Below are 16,770 nucleotides of genomic sequence, written 5' to 3'. Positions count from 1 at the left end.
TTCTTCGTCGAGCCGGGCACCGACGACGAGTGGTTCCAGACCTGGATCGACCTGTGCTGGGACTGGTTCGTCGACCTCGGCATCGACCCGGCGAACATCCGCCGCTTCGAGCACCCGAAGGACAAGCTCGCGCACTACTCGAAGCGCACCATCGACATCGAGTACAAGTTCGACTTCGTCGGCAGCGAGTGGGGCGAGCTGATGGGTGTCGCCAACCGCACCGACTACGACCTGAAGACGCACATCGAGCACTCCGGCAAGGACCTCAGCTACTTCGACCAGAACAAGAACGAGCGCTACGTGCCGTACGTGATCGAGCCGTCGTTCGGCCTCACGCGCGCGCTGATGGCGTTCCTGGTCGACGCGTACGACGAGGAGGAGGTGCCGAACGCCAAGGGCGGCACCGACAAGCGCACCGTGCTGCACCTGGACCCGCGCCTCGCGCCGGTCAAGGTCGCCGTGCTGCCGCTGTCCCGCAACGAGGCGCTCTCGCCGCTGGCCCGCGGCCTCGCGGACCAGCTCCGCAAGCGCCGCAACGTGGACTTCGACGACTCGGGCGCGATCGGCCGCCGCTACCGCCGCCAGGACGAGATCGGCACGCCGCTCGCCGTGACGGTCGACTTCGACTCGCTCGAGGACGACGCCGTGACGGTGCGCGACCGCGACACCATGAAGCAGGAGCGCATCCCGCTCGAGGGCCTCGACCGCTACCTCGCGGAGCGCCTGCGCGAGATCTGATCCTCCGCTGCGGCCATGGCGCCCGCTAGGGTGTGTCTCCCGGTTCTGCGCCGTAGCGAGCATGGGCCTGGTGCAGAACCGGGAGATACACCCTAGGGTTGTGGCCACCGTGACGGAGACAGGATGAGCACCGCGCCGACCAGCACAGCGTCCGCCCCGCCGGCCGTGCCCCCGCCCGGGCGCCGCCGGGGCGGTGCCTGGCACACCCTGGTCCGGTACGCGCGCGTCGCTCCCGCGAGCGTGACGCTCGCCGTCGTGCTGATCGTCACGTCCATCCTGACCGGGACGCTGTGGTCGCCCGCCACGACGAGCGGCGGCGCCCTCGTCTGGGCCGCCGGGGTCAGCACGACCGTCCACGGCGGGTACTGGTGGACGCCGCTGACGGCGCTGTTCGTGCCCGAGGACACGGTGCAGGTCATCGTCTGCGTCCTGCTTGCGCTCTCGGTGCTGGCCGTCGCCGAGCGCCTGCTCGGGACCGTCCGGCTGGTGATCGCCTTCCTCGTCACCGGGGTGCTCGGCATCACGCTGGGCGTCCTCGGGCAGTGGGCGGCGGCGAACCTGGGCGAGCTGCTGGCCAGGGCGACCGAGTTCGACTTCACGCTGGACCCGACCATCGGGATCCTCGGCGCCCTGATCACGGCGAGCGCCTTCGCCAGCACGCTGTGGCGCCGCCGCATCCGGCTGCTGACGTTCGCCGTGATCCTCACCCTCGTGCTCTACAACGGCGACCAGAACAACGTCTACCGGCTGATCGCCGCCCTGCTCGGCCTCGCGCTGGGCGCGATCATGCGCGGCGGCCGGCTGCACCGGCTGCGCCGCAGCTCGCACGGCGAGACCCGCAACCTGGTCGCCGCCGTCGTCGCGATCACCGCGGTCGGTCCGCTGGCGGCACTGCTGCCGCCCGGCGGCTTCGGGCCGTTCTCGTTCATCGCCGCCCTGTTCCAGCGCGAGCAGGTGGACGTCGCAAAGGTGCTGGCCGCGTGCGCCGCATCCGACACGTCCAACTGCCGGGAGGAGCTCTCGCTGGTCTCGGTGCAGGGCGTCGGGCCGCTGCTGCTCAGCCTCCTGCCGCTGGTGCTGCTGATCGTGACGGCGATCGGGCTGCGCCGCGGGCGGCACTTCGCCCTGGTGCTCGGGATCGTCGTGAACGCGGCGATGATCGTCCTGCCCTTCACGGCGCTGCCCGGCGGCGAGGCGACGGTGGACATCGACGACGTGAGCGCGCTCGCGCCGGCCATCGAGGTGCTGCTCTGGCTGCTCGCGGTGCTGCTCGTGCCGCTCGCCTCGATCGTCGTGCTGATCGTCACGCGACGGCAGTTCCAGATCCGCGCGCCGCGCGACGCGGTCGTGCGGTTCACGATCCTGGTCGTCGTCTCGTTCGCGCTGCTGGCGGTCGCCTACCTCGTCGCCGGCCTCGCCACCTTGGGCGGTTACGTGCCGGAGGCGAGCCTCGGCGACGTGTTCGTCTCCACCCTGCGCCGGTTCGTGCCGGCCGGGTTCGAGTCCGTGCTCGGCCCGGTGATCGTGCCGACCTCCCCGGTGGTCGTGCTGCTCTACCAGTGGGTCGGCCCGGTGTTCTGGCTGATCTTCGTGCTGGCGACGCTGCGCCTCTACCGCGCCACCTCCACCGGCCGGACGATCGGCGACGAGGTGCACTTCCTGGAGCTGCTGCGCGCCGGCGGCGGCGGGACCCTCGGCTTCATGGGCACCTGGCCGGGCAACGTCTACTGGTTCAGCGAGGAGGGGGACGCCGCGGTCGCGTACCGGGTGATCAACGGCGTCGCGATCACCCTGTCCGATCCCGTGTGCCACCCCTCGCGCGCGGAGCAGACCATCATCGACTTCGTGGCGTTCTGCGACGCCAACAGCTGGGTGCCGGTGTTCTACAGCGTCCACGGCGCGTACCTGCCGGTGTTCGAGTCGCTCGGCTGGCAGACCATGTCGGTCGGCGAGGAGACGCTGATGCACCCGCAGACCTTCGACATGCAGGGCAAGGCCTGGCAGAAGGTGCGCCAGGCGCACAACCGCGGGGTCAAGGAGCGCATCTCGACGCTGTGGACGCGCTGGGACGACCTCGCGCCGGTGCAGCAGTCGCAGATCGCGTCGCTGAGCGAGCAGTGGGTGTCCGAAAAGGAGCTCCCGGAGATGGGCTTCACGCTGGGCGGGATGGCGGAGCTGAAGGACCCGGACGTCCGGCTCTACCTCGCCTACGACCCCGAGGGCGAGCTGCAGGCGGTGACCAGCTGGCTGCCGAGCTGGCGGGACGGCGCTGTCGTCGGCTACACGATCGACTTCATGCGCAGGGCGGACGGCAGCATCCCGGGCATCATGGAGTTCGTCATCGCGTCCGCCGCGCAGCACATGCGCGAGGAGGGGGTCGAGGTGCTGAGCCTGTCCGGAGCGCCGCTCGCGACGAAGCCGGACGGCACGGCCGATGGCGAGGCCGGCGAGGAGAGCGCGATGGACCGGGTGCTCGCGCTGCTGGCCCGCACGCTCGAACCCGCGTACGGCTTCTCCTCTCTGTTCAAGTTCAAGAGCAAGTTCAACCCGACCTACGAGACGCTGTGGATGGCCTACCCCGATCCCGTCGCGCTCCCGTCGATCGGCAACGCGATCGGCCGGGCCTACCTGCCGGACGCGAACGCGAAGGAGTACGTGGCGCTGGCCCGCACGATCATGCGCTGACGGCCGGGCGCGCGTCGCCGCGACTGTCCCTCCCCGGTACGACCGTCCGTGCGCGAGCAGTGACGAGATGTGCCGAACGGGGACGGTCGCGTCAGTGCACGTACTCCAGGAGGTCGAGGCCGACGGTGCGCATCCCGTCGATCACGGCCAGCCGGGAGGCAAGGCTGGTGTCGTCGAAGTAGGTCGAGACGGCGAACGTGACGCCGGCGCGCGGGCCGCGCAGCACGCCGACCTCGCTGCGGACGCCGGCGTCGCTCCCGGTCTTGTTGACCAGCAGGATGCCGTGCTCGGCCTGGCGGTGCGCGTGCGGGTCGAGCCCGAACGCGCTCGAGACGAGCGACGCGTCGCTGTTCAGCGACAGCCAGGAGATGACCTGGCGGCTGGTGGCCGCATCCACGACCTCGCCGCGCGCGAGCGCGGAGAACAGCCAGGTGAGCTCGTTCGCGCTGCCGACGGACAGCTGCGGGGCGTCGTCCGGCCCGCGGTGGTCGCGGACCAGGTCGAGCAGCGCCGTGCGGGTGAGGCCGAGCGACTCGGTGCGCGCGCTCACCGCCTCCAGCCCGACGCGGCGGAGCAGCACGTTGGTGGCGAGGTTGTCGCTCGTCGCCCCGACCAGGGCGGCCAGGTCGGCGACCGGGAGGGACGGCACCTGCAGGTGCTGCCAGATCCCGGAGTCGCCCGCCGCGTCCTGCGGGGCGCGGTCGAGGACGGCGAGCGGGCTCAGCTGGCCGGACTGCAGACGCGCGGCCACCTCCACGAGCAGCAGGACCTTGCCGATGCTCGCGGTGGGCATGACCACGTGGTCGTCGACCGAGAACAGCACCTCGCCGCTGGCCAGGTCCGTCGCCCGGCCGGACACCTGAACGCCCTGCATCGCCAGCCGGCCCAGCGCCTCGAAGCCGCGGCTGAACGCCTCCTGCGTGCGGTCGGCGCCCTGGTGCCTGCCCCGGCGCCCGTCGGCATGACGGCTGCGGCGTGCGGTCTGCTCGGTCTGGCTCGTCACGGTGGAGCTTGATCCTTCTTCCGAGTCGGGATGTCGGCGCGGCCGCGGTCCCCCCCGGCCCGCGCGTCGCCTCCTGCCGGGTGGGCCGAGGGCGACGACAGGGACGATGTTACCCCGCGGACGGGGCACGCAGGGAAGTCGTTCCCGCGAGCCCGGTCCGGCTCACCAGATGGTCACGCGCTCCTCCGGCGCGAGCCACAGCGCGTCGCCCTCTGTGAGGCCGAACGTCTCGTAGAACGCGTCGATGTTGCGCACGATCTGGTTGCAGCGGAACTCGTTCGGGGAGTGCGGGTCGATGGCGAGCAGGCGGATCACCTCGGCGTCGCGGCCCTTCTGCTGCCAGGCCTGCGCCCAGGAGAGGAAGAAGCGCTCGGCGCCGGTCAGGCCGTCGATCACCGGCGGCTCCTGGCCGTCGAGCGAGAGCAGGTAGGCCTTCCAGGCGATGCCGAGGCCGCCCAGGTCGCCGATGTTCTCGCCGATGGTCAGCGCACCGTTGACGTGGTGCTCCGGCACCTGCGCCGGCGCGAGCGCGTTGTACTGCTCGATGAGGCTGCCCGTGCGCTTCTCGAAGGCGGCGCGGTCGGCGGCGGTCCACCAGTCCTGCAGACGGCCGTCGCCATCGAACTTGGAGCCCTGGTCGTCGAAGCCGTGACCGATCTCGTGGCCGATCACGGCGCCGATCGCGCCGTAGTTCGCCGCCGCATCCCTGTCGGCGTCGAAGAACGGGTACTGCAGGATGGCCGCGGGGAACACGATTTCGTTGAAGCCCGGGTTGTAGTACGCGTTGATGGTCTGCGGGGTCATGAACCACTCGTCGCGGTCCAGCGGCTTGCCGATCTTGCCGAGCTCGCGGTTGAACTCGAACAGCGCGGCGGCGCGCACGTTGCCCGCCAGGTCGGTCGGGTCGATCTGCAGCGCGGAGTAGTCGCGCCACTTCACCGGGTAGCCGATCTTCGGGGTGAACTTGTCGAGCTTGTCCAGCGCGCGGTTGCGGGTGTCCTCGCCCATCCACTCGAGCGTACGGATGCTCTGCCGGTAGGCCTCGATGAGGTTGGCGACCAGCTCGTCCATCGCGCTCTTCGCGGCGGGCGGGAAGTGCTTCTCGACGTAGATGCGGCCGACCGCCTCGCCCATCGCGCCCTCCACCAGCGAGACGCCGCGCTTCCAGCGCGCGCGCATCTCCGGGGTACCGGTGAGGGTGCGGCCGTAGAAGTCGAAGTTCGCGTCCACGAAGTCGCCGCTCAGGTAGGGCGCGGAGCCGTGGATGATCTGCCAGGCCAGCCAGTCCTTCCACGACGGAAGGCGGTCCTCGGTGAGCAGTGCGGCGAGACCGGAGGCGAACGACGGCTGGCGCAGCACCACCTCGTCGAACGCGCCATCGGGAGCACCGAGGCCCTTCGCCCAGGTCTCCAGGTCGGCGCCCGGGGCGCCGGCGGCCGTCGCCCCGCCCGTGAACAGCGCATTGGCGTCCGCCCACGAGTACAGGTTGTAGGTCTTCTCCGAGTCGCGCGACGCGACGTTGTCCCAGTGCTGGGCGGCGATCTCGGTCTCCAGGTCGAACACGCGCTGCGCCCGCTCCGGGGCATCCTGGAACCCGACCAGCTCGAACATCCGCTGGATGTGCGCCACGAACGCCTCGCGCACCGGGGCGAAGCGCTCCTCGCGGAAGTACGACTCGTCCGGCAGCGAGATGCCCGCCTGCTCGGCGAAGACCAGGTAGCGCTCCGGGTTGCCGGGGTCGTTGTCCACGAACAGCTGGTAGAAGCCGCCGACGCCGTGCCGCTCCAGGCGGCCGACGGTCTCGAGCAGGGCGGGGATGCCGTCCACGTCGCTCGCGATGGCGAGCTGCGCCTCGATCGGCTTCGCGCCGAGCTGCTCGATGCGGTCCTCGTCCATGAAGCTCGCGAACAGATCGCCGAACTTGCGCTCCTCCGTGCCCTCCGGCGCGGTCTGCGCGGCCTCGATGATCTCGCGCACCGCGGCTTCCGCCTCCTCGGCGAGGATCATGAACGAGCCCCAGCGGGCCTTGTCGGCGGGGATCTCGGTGCGGTCCAGCCACTTGCCGTTCACGTGCCGGAACAGGTCGTCCTGCGGGCGGATCGTGGGGTCGAGTTCGTCGGAGGCGATACCGGAAGCCAGGGTCATGGCCCCAGCCTATTCGTCGGGCGCGCGTTCGTCAGGCTCGCGCGGGAGCGAGCGCCCTCAGCCGCGCGAACGAGAGCAGGAAGAGCCCGGCGAGCAGCAGCTCGGCGAGGATCGAGACGGTGCCGGACGCGCTGCCGAACCCGGCGATCGAGAACCCGATGTTGACCACGGCGAGCAGCCCGTACCCGACGCCGAACACGCCGGAGAGCAGGGGCCGGTTCGTCATCCGCCACCACGGCCGCAGTGCGGCGACGTCCTCCCCCGGCCCGCGGAAGACGCGGGAGGCGAGGTACCAGCCGGCGGTCTGCAGCACGGTCAGCACGATGGAGGCGACCTCGGAGTGCAGGGCGTCGAAGAGCAGGATGAGCACCAGGTTCACGGCCAGCAGGATGGCGACGACGATCGCCTTCTCGCGCGGAGTGATGAAACGCATGCGGTGGTGCCCCCTGGTGGTGTCTCCCGCCAGGATGTCAGTTCTCGCAGGATGGGCGCGGGTGCCTCGCCGGGGCGGGCGCTCCCGCTCCCGCGACTGCGGTGCCGCGTCACGTCCGCGGCGCGGCGCCCCACCGCAGTCGTGACGCGGCGGCGCACTCGCCGGGTGCGCCGGGCGAGCTACGCGCGCTGCGTTCGCTCCCGGTGCGCCTCGGCGGCGCGGCGGACGAACTCGGCACGGTCGACGGCCGGGCGGAAGCCGAGGAGGTCGCGGGCCCTGGCGTTCGAGGTCGTGTAGCTCGGGGCGGTGACGGGGAGCGTGACCTCGACCGTCCCCAGCCCCGCCGCCGCGGCGAGCTCGCGCGCGAATGCGCCGAGGTCGGTGGACTCGTCCGGGCCGAGGCCGATCACCTCGTGCCCGGTCGTGTCGGCCTCCAGGGCGAGGACGACTCCCGCGGCCAGGTCCGGCGTCGCCAGGATGCCCATCGCAACGGGAGCCCCGTCGGCGCGCGACGCGACCAGCAGGGTGCTGTCGTCCCCGGCGAACGGCTCCAGCGCGGCGACCACGTCCGTGTTCCCGGCGGCGCGCTCGCGGGCGATGCGCCTGCTCGCGAAGAAGCGCGGCCCGGAGAAGAACGAGTCGGGGTCGAGGATCTCGGCGGGGTCCTGGGTGTGCGAGAAGCGGAGCACCACCGTCGACCAGCCGTTCGTCCGGCCCGCGAACGCCACGAGGTCCTCTGCGAGCACCTTGCTCGCGCCGTACCAGGTGGTCGGGTTGCGCGGGTGGTCCTCGTCGAGCGGCTGGTAGGCGGGTGCGTTCTCGGGGTAGACCTCGCCGGTGGAGGCCAGCACGAAACGACGTACGGACGGTCCGAGCGCCCGGATGAGCCGCATGGTCGCGGTGACGTTCGCGTCGAACAGCCTCTCGGCGTCCGCGGGGTCCCACGACATGTACGCGCCGAGGTGCGCGACGGCCTCCACGCCGTCCAGCCGCGGGTCGCCCGCGGGCAGGGCGGCGAGGTCGCCGATCAGGTACTCGGCGCCGTCCACGGGCTCGCGCGGGGGGACGAGGTCCAGACCGAGGACGCTGTGCCCGCGCTCGACGAGCTGGGCGGTGACGGCACGGCCGACGCGGCCGGAGGCGCCGGTGACGGCGATGTGCATGGGAGTTCTCCTGTCCTGAGCGATGCCGGTCAGACTTCGAGCGGCTTGCGGAAGGTCTCGCGCGCCCGCAGCACCGTGATCAGCGTGATGAGCGCCGCGGCCATGACGTAGAACGCCGGTGCGAAGGTGTTGCCGGTGGCGGCGATCAGCCAGGTCGCGAAGTACGGGGTGATGCCGCCGAAGATCGCGACGGAGAAGTTGTACGCGATGGCCATGCTCCCGTAGCGGATGTTGGTCGGGAAGAGCTCGGCCATCGCCGCGCTCGACGCTCCGTCGAAGGCCGCCATGAACACCCCGAGCAGGACCATCGCCACGGTCGCGGCGAAGAAGTTGCCGACGCTCATCAGCATGAGGGTCGGGTAGGTGAGCACCAGGAAGCCGACGCAGCCGGCGATCATCACGGGTTTGCGCCCGATCTTGTCGCTCAGCAGCCCCATGAACGGGACCAGCACCGCGATGGCGAGCAGGCCGATCACGGTCACGCCGTAGCTCAGCGGCTGCGAGTAGTGCAGGTCGGTCTGGAGGTACGAGGGCATGAAGGTCTGCAGGATCCAGTGGCCGACGGCCTTGATCACCACGAACCCGACGCAGAACAGCAGGGCGCGCCAGGAGGTCTTGATGGAGGTGCGGAGCGGGGACGCGCTCACCTCCCCCTTCTCCTGCACGGCGCGGAACTCCGGGGTGTCCTCGAGCCGCCGGCGCAGGTAGAGGCCCGCGACGCCGAGCGGGAGGGCGAGCATGAACAGCACGCGCCATCCCCAGCTGTTCAGGGCGTCGGTGCCGAGCGTGGACGTGAAGACCAGCACGAGACCGGCGCCGACGACGAACGCGGCGAAGCCGAAGACGTCGACGAAGCTCGAGACGAAGCCGCGGCGGTTGGACGGCGCGTACTCGGCGAGCAGCGTGGTCGCCCCCGAGCTCTCGCCGCCGGCGGCGAAGCCCTGGACGAGCCGGACGATCACGAGCAGCAGCGGCGCCCAGAGCCCGACCATGTCGTACGTCGGCAGCAGGCCCATCACGACGGTCGCGCCCGAGGTGACCAGGATCACCGTGGCGAGGGTCGTGCGACGGCCGATGCGGTCGCCGAGCGAGCCCCAGAACAGGCCGCCGAGGGGACGCATGACGAAGCCGGCCCCGAACACGGCGAACGCGGAGAGCAGCGCGGCCTGGGCGTTGCCCTGCTGGAAGAAGTTCAGGCTGATGACCGTCGCGAGCGTGCCGTACAGGCCGAAGTCGAACCACTCCACGAAATGGCCTGCTCCCGCTGCGAAGATGACCTTCCGCATCCGCTGGGCGCGGGCGCTGTCGTCGAGGGGCGTCGCCGCGGAGGCCGCGGCTGCGGCGTCGACCACGGTGTCGACGTTCTGAGGCTGGGGGGTCATGGGGGCTCCTACTTCATTGTCGGATGGGTGGCGCCAATGTACCACCTCTCGGCACATTCTTACCATCTAACGACATTGCCTTTCCGCTGAGTGATACTGTCGGTGCATGCAAGAGCGCACGAGCAGTACAGACGTCGTCGTCATCGGCGGAGGGCTGGCCGGGGTCTCGGCGGCCGTGGCCGCCGCTCGGCTGGGGTCCTCGGTCGCTCTCATCACGAACCGGCCCGTGCTCGGCGGCAACTCGTCCAGCGAGGTGCGGGTGTGGGTCGTCGGCGCGACCGCGCACGGCACCCAGCGCTTCTCCCGCGAGACCGGAATCATGGGCGAACTGTTCCTCGAGAACCAGTACCGCAACGCGGAGGGCAACCCGCATTACTGGGACCAGGTTGTCCTCGATCTCGTGCGCGCGGAGCCCAACCTCACGCTGCACCTCAACACGGACGTCCGCACCGTCCGGATGCACGAAGACCGCCAGGCGATCCGCTCCGTGACCGGCTGGGCGATGGGCAGCGAGCTGCAGACCACCTTCGAGGCGCCCGTCTTCCTCGACTGCACCGGCGACGGCCTGATCGGCCACCTCGCGGGCGCCGAGTACCGCATCGGCCGCGAAGCGCGCTCCGAGTACGGCGAGGAGTGGGCGCCGGAGGAGGCCGACGACGAACTGCTCGGCAGCTCGCTGTTCTTCTACACGAAGGACGCCGGCCGCCCGTCGCGGTTCGTGCCGCCGAGCATCGCCACGGACATCGGCGGCACGCCCATCCTCGCCAACCGGATCATCCGCACCGGCGACAACGGCTGCGACTACTGGTGGATCGAGTGGGGCGGCGAGCTGGACACGGTCACCGAGAACGAGCGCATCCGCGACGAGCTCTGGGGCGTGGTCTTCGGCATCTGGGACCACATCAAGAACTCCGGCGACTTCGACTCCGAGAACCTGACGCTCGAGTGGGTCGGCTCCCTGCCCGGCAAGCGCGAGTACCGCCGCTTCGTCGGCGACCACACGCTGACGCAGAACGACATCCTCGACCAGGTGGACTTCCCGGACACGGTGGCCTTCGGCGGCTGGTCGATCGACCTGCACCCCGTCGAGGGCGTCTACGCCGACCGCGCGGGTGCGCAGCAGCGCTACAGCGCCGGCACCTACGGCATCCCCTACCGCAGCCTGTACTCGCGCAACGTCGAGAACCTGCTCTTCGCCGGCCGCGACATCTCCGCATCCCACGTCGCGTTCGGGTCGACGCGCGTGATGGCCACCTGCTCGACGCAGGGGCAGGCGGCCGGGACCGCCGCGTCGCTCATCGCGCGGCGGGGCATCACTCCGAGGGCGCTCGGCCGCGACCACCTCGACCTGCTGCTGACGACGCTCGCCAGGGAGGATGCGCCGGTGGTCGGCCTGCGGGCCGCCGACCCGGACGACCTCGCGCCGCGCGCGACGGTCACGGCCACCAGCACGCTCACCGCGATCGGCACCGTAGCGGCGCGCACCGGGGAGCGCTATCCGCTGGACCGCGACGTCGCCGTCGTCCTGCCGGTCGACCCGCGTCTGGACACCGTCGCTTTCGCCGTCGAGGCGCCCCCCGGGACGGAGCTGACCGTCGAGCTGTGGACCACCGGCCGGCCGCAGAACTACGCCCCCATCGAGCACGTGCAGACCACGACGGCGGTCGTCGCCGCCGGGGACACGGGCGAGGGCGTGGCCACAGCCGCGTTCGCCTGGACTCCGCCCGCCCCCTGCAACGGCGTCGTCGTGGTGCGCGCGCACGCGGGCGCGTCCCTGCTGCTCACCGACGACCGCCCGTACGGCGTGCTCGCGCTCGAGCGCCGGCTGCCCGCCGACGCCGCCTTCGATCACCACATCGCCGAGGAGGAGGACCAGCCGGTCACCGACTGGGTCGCGCGCAAGCTGCGCCGCAGGAGCTTCGCCTTCGAGGCACTCCCCGCGACGGCCGCCTACCATCCCGAGCACGTCGTCGACGGCTACCAGCGTCCGTACGGCGGACCGCACCTGTGGTCGTCCGCGACGATCGCCGAGGGACGCGACCTGCGCGAGGCGCCGGAGAGCATCAGCCTGACCTGGGAGCAGCCGGTCATGATCGGTTCGGTGCGCATCGTCTTCAACGACGACGTGGACGAGGACCTCGTGAACCTGCACCACCATCGCACCGACTTCGAGGTCGTGCCGGAGCTCGTCACGGACTACCGCGTCGAGGTCCGCGTCGCCGGCCGCTGGGTGACGGCGGCCGAGGTGAGCGGCAACCGGCACCGGCACCGCATCCACGATCTGGAGCCGGTGGCCGCGGACGCCCTGCGCGTGACCGCGTACGCCACGGGCGGCGCCCGCGTCGTGACCGTCTCGGCGATCAAGGCATACTCTGAACCGAGCGGTCGCACACACCCGTGGACGTGACGGGCGACCCCGGCGAGAGGAGACGTGCGTGCCTGCCGAGATCCAACAGGGCATCGGACGCGCGGCTGCCGCGCTGACGGCGATCGGCGCGGCCACCTCGGAGACGGTCCGCGCCTCCGACATCGCCCGTGCGATCGGGCTCGGGGCCTCGACCACGAGCCGGCTGCTCGCATCCCTGGAGGAGCTCGGCTACGTGCGGCGCGACCCGGCGACCGGGTTCTACTCGATCGGCACGGCCATCCTCGAGCTCGCCAGCCACGGCCTCAACCAGAACCCGGTGCACCGCGAGTCGCGCGCCGCCGCGCAGGAGCTGGCCCAGCGCATCGGCCTGAGCGTGAACGTCGGCATCCGCGACGGCGCGAGCGTCGTCTACCTCTGCCACTTCGAGGGCGCACTCGCCCCGAAGTCGCACACCATGATCGGGATGGGTCAGCCGCTGCACGCGTCCGCTCTCGGCAAGTGCCTCCTCCTCGACCTGACCGAGGACGAGCGGCGCGCGCAGCTCGGCGAGACCCTCCCCGCCTACACCGCGAACACCATCACGGACCACGCGGCGCTCACCGCCGAGCTTGCGGCGGCCGCCGTGCGCGGAGTGTGCGTCGAGGAGCAGGAGCTTGCGCTCGGCCGCTCCGGGCTCGCGGCGCCCATCCGGGACGCCACCGGCACCGTCGTCGCCGCGATCTCCGTCTCCGGGCGGCTCTCGGTGATGCGCGAGCGCGACCGCGACACCATCACGGAGCAGCTGATCGAGACGGCGGACCGCATCAGCGTCGGCCTCGGCCTCATCAGCGCCGTTCCGCACCGGCCTGTGCCGGTGGAGGGCTGAGCCCGCTCACGCCTCCCGCTGCGCGCGCACCGTCTCCCACTCGGCGATGATCTCGGGGACGCGGCCCTGCAGGAAGCGGTAGAAGCCGGCCATGTCGCGCAGGCGCTCGGTGGCGGGCGAGTCCGGGTCGCCGACGGCGACCAGGCCCGCCTCCGCCTGGTCGGCGAGGACGCCGTAGATGGGGCTGTTGCGCACCATCAGCGCGTACCAGTCCGACGGCATCTGGTAGAGGTCGCGGCGGCTTCCGGTCTGCGAGATGCGCCGGACGATGCCGAGGGTCTGCAGGTAGCGGACCGCCCCCGAGATCGCCGCCGCGCTGACGTCAAGCCGCTCGGCCAGCTCGGCGGCGGTGAGGCCGGCGGTCTCGGTGACGGTGAGGGCCATCAGGACGCGCGCGGGCATCTTCGGGAACCCGGCGGCGATGAGCACCCCGGCGGAGTGCTCCATCACCTCGGCGAGCGCGCGTTCGTCCTTGGCCATGCGCCCTCCTACCCGATCGCAAAGTCCCGGCGACGGATCAGGGCCGCCGCGGCGGCGGTCGCGGCGATCGCGATGCCGAACATCCAGTATCCCCCGGTCCAGTCCACGGTCCCGACGACCACCGGGGCGTCCGCGAACGGCGAGACGTGGCGCAGCCACTCCGGCAGGTTCACCAGCGCCCCGAAGATGCCGATGAAAGCGCCGAGGCCGAGGGTCGTCCAGGCCAGAGCGACGGTCCAGCTCGGCAGCACGACGAACACCAGGGTGAGGACGCCGAGGTAGACGAGCGCGACCGGGAGCTGGGCGGCGGCCGCCGCGAAGGCGTCGCCGACGATCGAGCCCTTCTCACCCGAGGCGACCCCGGACAGGCCGGCGGCGACCGCGGCGGCCAGCAGGACCAGCACCACCGCGATGAGACCGACGAGCACGAACTCCAGCAGCCAGCGCACCCGCGACAGCGGGGTCGACATCATCACCTCCGCCGAGCCGCTCGCCTCTTCCTGCCGCAGCCGGATCACGGCCTGCACGGCGCAGGCGGCGGCGAGCACGCCGACGATGGACATGATCGCCGAGATGAACAGCGAGGCGAACGAACCGGTGCCGCCCGCGCCGATCCTGGCGACCGCATCCCGGATGTTGGCGAGGTTCGGGTCGTCGGCCATCGACGAGCTGACCACCCCGCCGAGCGCACCGGCGAGGAGGCCGGTGAGCAAGCCGCCCGCCGCCCAGCCGGCGACGATCGGCCACTGCAGCCGCCAGGCGAGGCCGAGCGGGCCGTTCAGCGTCGGCCGGGCATCGCGACGTCCGGAGCGTTCCGCGAAGACGCCGGCGCCGGAGTCGCGCACCGCCTGCAGCGCGTACACCGCGGCGACGAGCACCGCAGCGAATGCGAGGTCCAGCAGCAGGGGCCACCAGACGTTCTCGACGTACGGCGACGTCTGCTCGCCCCAGCCGATCGGGCTGAGCCAGGTCGGCCATGCCGAGGTCATGCTCACGCCGTCCGCGGAGACCGTGCCGGTCGCGTCCCCCACGCCGCGCAGCAGGTAGGCGACGAGGACGATGGCGGCGGCATAGCCGTTGGCGCCGCGCGAGGTCGTCATCAGCTGGGCCAGCAGCAGGCCGACCGCGAGGAACGCGAGACCGGCGCCGCCGACCGCCGCCCCGGCCACGAACGACCCGTATGCGGGCAGGCCCGCCGCGAGAAAGCCGAGGGCGGTCGCAACGGCGAGCAGCAGGTTCGCGACCGCGCCGTGGATGACCGTCGCCGTGGTCGGCAGGAGCCGGCCCGCCGGGGTCGACCCGATCAGTTCGGCACGACCGGACTCTTCTTCTGCGCGCGAGTGCCTGACCGCGAGGAACGTGCTCATCAGACCCGCGAGCACCGCGAGGAAGGTGAAGATCTCGAAGAAGGTCACCGCAGCGAGGCTGGTCCCCTGCGGCAGTCCGCGGAGCACCAGGACGGTCGGCGTGGCGACGGCCAGCCGGACCAGCTCCACCCGTCCGGCAGCGGAACCGTAGGTCTGCTGGATGCTCGCGGCCGAGAAGAGGCCCAGGAACGCGATGCAGACGATCCAGATGCTCAGCTGCCAGCGGTCACGCCGCAGCCGCTGGCGGATCAGCACCGCGAGCACCGCACCGCGCCCGCGCGAGGGGACGGCGACGTGCTCGCCGGGACGGACCGCCGTGGGGCCCGCTGTCGTGGTGCTCATCGCCGGTCGGCCCCCTCGGGCGCCGCGCCTGCGGCGGCGGCTGCGGGGAGCTCGTCGCCGTAGTGCCGCAGGAAGAGCTCCTCCAGCGACGGCGGCGCGACCGTCAGGCTCTTGGCGTCGATCTCCGCCAGGACGGCGAGCACCGGGGGCAGCCTGTCGCTGTCCGCCGTGAACCGCACCCGGCCGTTGTCGGTGTGCAGGTCGTGCGCGTCGGGGATGCGCGCGAGCTGCGCGTCGGTGACGCCGTCCTGCGCGAACGAGATCTCGGTGCGGGTGAGGTGCCGCAGCTGTTCGAGGGTGCCGGACTCGACCGTCCTGCCCGCCCGGATGATGCTGACCCTGTCGCACAGCTGCTCGACCTCGGAGAGGATGTGGCTGGAGAGCAGGACGGTCGCGCTCTCGCCGGCGACCCGGGCGATCTCGGCGTTGAACGTGGCCTCCATGAGCGGGTCGAGCCCGCTGGTCGGCTCGTCCAGGATGTACAGGTCGGCGGGCGTGACGAACGCGGCGACGAGCGCCACCTTCTGCCGGTTGCCCTTCGAGTAGGCGCGGCCCTTCTTGGTCGGGTCGAGCTGGAACACGTCGATCAGCCGCTTCTTGCGTGCGGCGTACGCCGCCTTGTCGGTCGTGCCGCCGCGGAGCCGGGCGAGAAGGTCGATCGCCTCGCCGCCGGAGAGGTTCGGCCACAGGCTGACGTCGCCGGGGACGTACGCGATGCGACGGTGCAGCTCGACCGCATCCCGCCAGGGGTCACGCCCGAAGACCCTGGCGGTTCCCCCGTTGGACCGCGCGAGGCCGAGCAGGATGCGGATGGTCGTGGACTTGCCCGCACCGTTCGGGCCGAGGAAGCCGTGCACCTCGCCCGCCGAGACCGAGAGCTCGAGCCCGTCGAGGGCACGCACCCGGCCGAACCGCTTCTCGAGGCCGGTGGCCTCAATCACTGTTTCCATGCGCGTGAGAATACGCGCATTTCATGAATTTGTGAAAACTCCTAACGGAATCTTTACGAGCGTGTCGCGCTCAGCTGGCGCCGCACACGATGGAGTCGATGGCGGCGTAGTCGTGCACCGACGCGTCGTCCGGGATCGTGTAGGTGTACGGCCTACCGGCCTCGAGCGGGACGGTGTCGGTGTGCTCGTCGACGGTGTCGCCGAACTCGGAGTCCGCGAACCCGGAAGTCACCTGGGCGGCGGGGCAGTCCTCCGGCGAGGTGAGCACGAACGTCCAGCCGTCCTCTGCCTGCGGCTCGACCCGCACGCCGTCGACCTCGTAGGCGCTCGAGGGGTCGTCGGGAAGCGGCTCCGCGGTGGGCACCGCCTCCGGGGCCGGCGCGTCGTGCTGCGCGGCACGGACCCCGACGAAGACGGTCACGACCACGACGATCGAGAGCACGAGCAGCCCGGCGAGGCCGCCGATCGTCCAGCCGAGGATGGCGCCGGTGGACGCGGAGCTGCGGGCGCGCGGGGTGTAGGGCGGGTACGGATACTGGCCGTACTGTGGGCGCGCGAGGGGCTGCGGCGGGTAGGGCTGCTGCTGTGCGCGACCGTGCAGCGGAGCCCCTTGCACGGGACCCCCCTGTGGCGCGCGCCACCGCGCGCCCGCGAGCAACGCCTCCCTGGCGCGCGCGAGCGCATCCAGAGCGACGGTGTCGGCGGGGTTCGTCGCCGCCGCCCGCGCGCCGTAGGCCCGGTGGATGTCCGCCTCCGTCGCGTCGACGGAGACGCCGAGAAGCGCTGCCGCCTCGGCCGGGGTCATCGGGCCGCCGCCCGCGTGCGTCCGTGCGTCATGCGTCGATCGTA

13 protein-coding genes are annotated in these 16,770 nt (G+C 71.5%); 4 read left to right on the top strand and 9 right to left on the bottom strand.

The genetic code is table 11. The features are described 5' to 3' along the window. Both ACTHMF_RS03670 and ACTHMF_RS03665 read left to right on the top strand, forming a co-directional pair. A partial coding sequence (locus ACTHMF_RS03670) for a glycine--tRNA ligase (protein ID WP_440316341.1) occupies positions 1 to 738 on the top strand: 738 nt, incomplete at its 5' end. A gap of 123 nt (positions 739 to 861) precedes the next feature. After that, the gene (locus ACTHMF_RS03665) at positions 862 to 3,423 is read left to right on the top strand and encodes a bifunctional lysylphosphatidylglycerol flippase/synthetase MprF (RefSeq protein WP_440316340.1); all 2,562 of its coding nucleotides are present in this window, start codon (positions 862 to 864) and stop codon (positions 3,421 to 3,423) included. Positions 3,424 to 3,514: 91 nt separating this feature from the next. Here ACTHMF_RS03665 and ACTHMF_RS03660 read toward each other — a convergent pair whose 3' ends face one another. The 5 genes from ACTHMF_RS03660 to ACTHMF_RS03640 form a co-directional block, all read right to left on the bottom strand. Beyond that, positions 3,515 to 4,426, bottom strand: a complete 912-nt coding sequence (locus tag ACTHMF_RS03660; RefSeq protein ID WP_314146866.1) for a serine hydrolase — start codon at positions 4,424 to 4,426, stop codon at positions 3,515 to 3,517. Positions 4,427 to 4,588: 162 nt separating this feature from the next. Further along, the gene (locus ACTHMF_RS03655; protein WP_440316339.1) at positions 4,589 to 6,571 is read right to left on the bottom strand and encodes a M13 family metallopeptidase; all 1,983 of its coding nucleotides are present in this window, start codon (positions 6,569 to 6,571) and stop codon (positions 4,589 to 4,591) included. A gap of 31 nt (positions 6,572 to 6,602) precedes the next feature. After that, positions 6,603 to 7,004 (bottom strand): hypothetical protein, encoded by a 402-nt coding sequence (locus ACTHMF_RS03650; protein WP_314146868.1) that lies wholly within the window; start codon positions 7,002 to 7,004, stop codon positions 6,603 to 6,605. Between the two features lie 179 nt (positions 7,005 to 7,183). Further along, entirely contained in the window at positions 7,184 to 8,167 is a 984-nt protein-coding gene (locus tag ACTHMF_RS03645; protein ID WP_440316338.1) for an NAD-dependent epimerase/dehydratase family protein, read from the bottom strand. A gap of 29 nt (positions 8,168 to 8,196) precedes the next feature. Then, positions 8,197 to 9,549: an MFS transporter gene (locus ACTHMF_RS03640; RefSeq protein WP_440316337.1), complete on the bottom strand. Its 1,353-nt coding sequence runs from the start codon at positions 9,547 to 9,549 to the stop codon at positions 8,197 to 8,199. Between the two features lie 106 nt (positions 9,550 to 9,655). Between ACTHMF_RS03640 and ACTHMF_RS03635 the strand changes: the two genes are divergently transcribed. Together ACTHMF_RS03635 and ACTHMF_RS03630 are read left to right on the top strand one after the other, a co-directional pair. Continuing rightward, complete coding sequence (locus tag ACTHMF_RS03635) at positions 9,656 to 11,956, top strand: FAD-dependent oxidoreductase (protein ID WP_440316336.1); 2,301 nt, start codon at positions 9,656 to 9,658, stop codon at positions 11,954 to 11,956. A 28-nt stretch (positions 11,957 to 11,984) separates the two neighbouring features. Beyond that, entirely contained in the window at positions 11,985 to 12,782 is a 798-nt protein-coding gene (locus ACTHMF_RS03630; RefSeq protein WP_440316335.1) for an IclR family transcriptional regulator, read from the top strand. Between the two features lie 6 nt (positions 12,783 to 12,788). Here the strand turns inward: ACTHMF_RS03630 and ACTHMF_RS03625 are convergent, their stop codons facing one another. From ACTHMF_RS03625 to ACTHMF_RS03610, 4 genes are all read right to left on the bottom strand, one after another. Then, entirely contained in the window at positions 12,789 to 13,262 is a 474-nt protein-coding gene (locus tag ACTHMF_RS03625; RefSeq protein WP_314146881.1) for a GbsR/MarR family transcriptional regulator, read from the bottom strand. Between the two features lie 8 nt (positions 13,263 to 13,270). Beyond that, complete coding sequence (locus ACTHMF_RS03620) at positions 13,271 to 14,971, bottom strand: ABC transporter permease (protein WP_440316334.1); 1,701 nt, start codon at positions 14,969 to 14,971, stop codon at positions 13,271 to 13,273. Continuing rightward, the gene (locus tag ACTHMF_RS03615; protein WP_440316333.1) at positions 14,968 to 15,921 is read right to left on the bottom strand and encodes an ATP-binding cassette domain-containing protein; all 954 of its coding nucleotides are present in this window, start codon (positions 15,919 to 15,921) and stop codon (positions 14,968 to 14,970) included. Before ACTHMF_RS03615 ends, ACTHMF_RS03620 begins: the two co-directional genes overlap by 4 nt. A gap of 70 nt (positions 15,922 to 15,991) precedes the next feature. Beyond that, positions 15,992 to 16,726 carry a hypothetical protein gene (locus ACTHMF_RS03610; protein WP_440316332.1) on the bottom strand — a complete coding sequence of 245 codons (735 nt, stop codon included), beginning with the start codon at positions 16,724 to 16,726 and terminating at the stop codon, positions 15,992 to 15,994. Positions 16,727 to 16,770 lie beyond the last annotated feature (44 nt).

Source organism: Leifsonia sp. (genome assembly GCF_051955155.1).
Taxonomy (GTDB): domain Bacteria; phylum Actinomycetota; class Actinomycetes; order Actinomycetales; family Microbacteriaceae; genus Leifsonia.
Note: the sequence above shows the minus strand (reverse complement) of the source record. Positions and strands in the feature narration are given on the sequence as shown.

Coding starts and splice junctions, on each gene's coding strand:
- ACTHMF_RS03650 (WP_314146868.1), bottom strand. CDS start 7,004: ATGCGTTTCATCACTCCGCGCGAGAAGGCGATCGTCGTCGCCATCCTG.
- ACTHMF_RS03635 (WP_440316336.1), top strand. CDS start 9,656: ATGCAAGAGCGCACGAGCAGTACAGACGTCGTCGTCATCGGCGGAGGG.
- ACTHMF_RS03625 (WP_314146881.1), bottom strand. CDS start 13,262: ATGGCCAAGGACGAACGCGCGCTCGCCGAGGTGATGGAGCACTCCGCC.
- ACTHMF_RS03655 (WP_440316339.1), bottom strand. CDS start 6,571: ATGACCCTGGCTTCCGGTATCGCCTCCGACGAACTCGACCCCACGATC.
- ACTHMF_RS03665 (WP_440316340.1), top strand. CDS start 862: ATGAGCACCGCGCCGACCAGCACAGCGTCCGCCCCGCCGGCCGTGCCC.
- ACTHMF_RS03620 (WP_440316334.1), bottom strand. CDS start 14,971: ATGAGCACCACGACAGCGGGCCCCACGGCGGTCCGTCCCGGCGAGCAC.
- ACTHMF_RS03640 (WP_440316337.1), bottom strand. CDS start 9,549: ATGACCCCCCAGCCTCAGAACGTCGACACCGTGGTCGACGCCGCAGCC.
- ACTHMF_RS03610 (WP_440316332.1), bottom strand. CDS start 16,726: ATGACCCCGGCCGAGGCGGCAGCGCTTCTCGGCGTCTCCGTCGACGCG.
- ACTHMF_RS03645 (WP_440316338.1), bottom strand. CDS start 8,167: ATGCACATCGCCGTCACCGGCGCCTCCGGCCGCGTCGGCCGTGCCGTC.
- ACTHMF_RS03615 (WP_440316333.1), bottom strand. CDS start 15,921: ATGGAAACAGTGATTGAGGCCACCGGCCTCGAGAAGCGGTTCGGCCGG.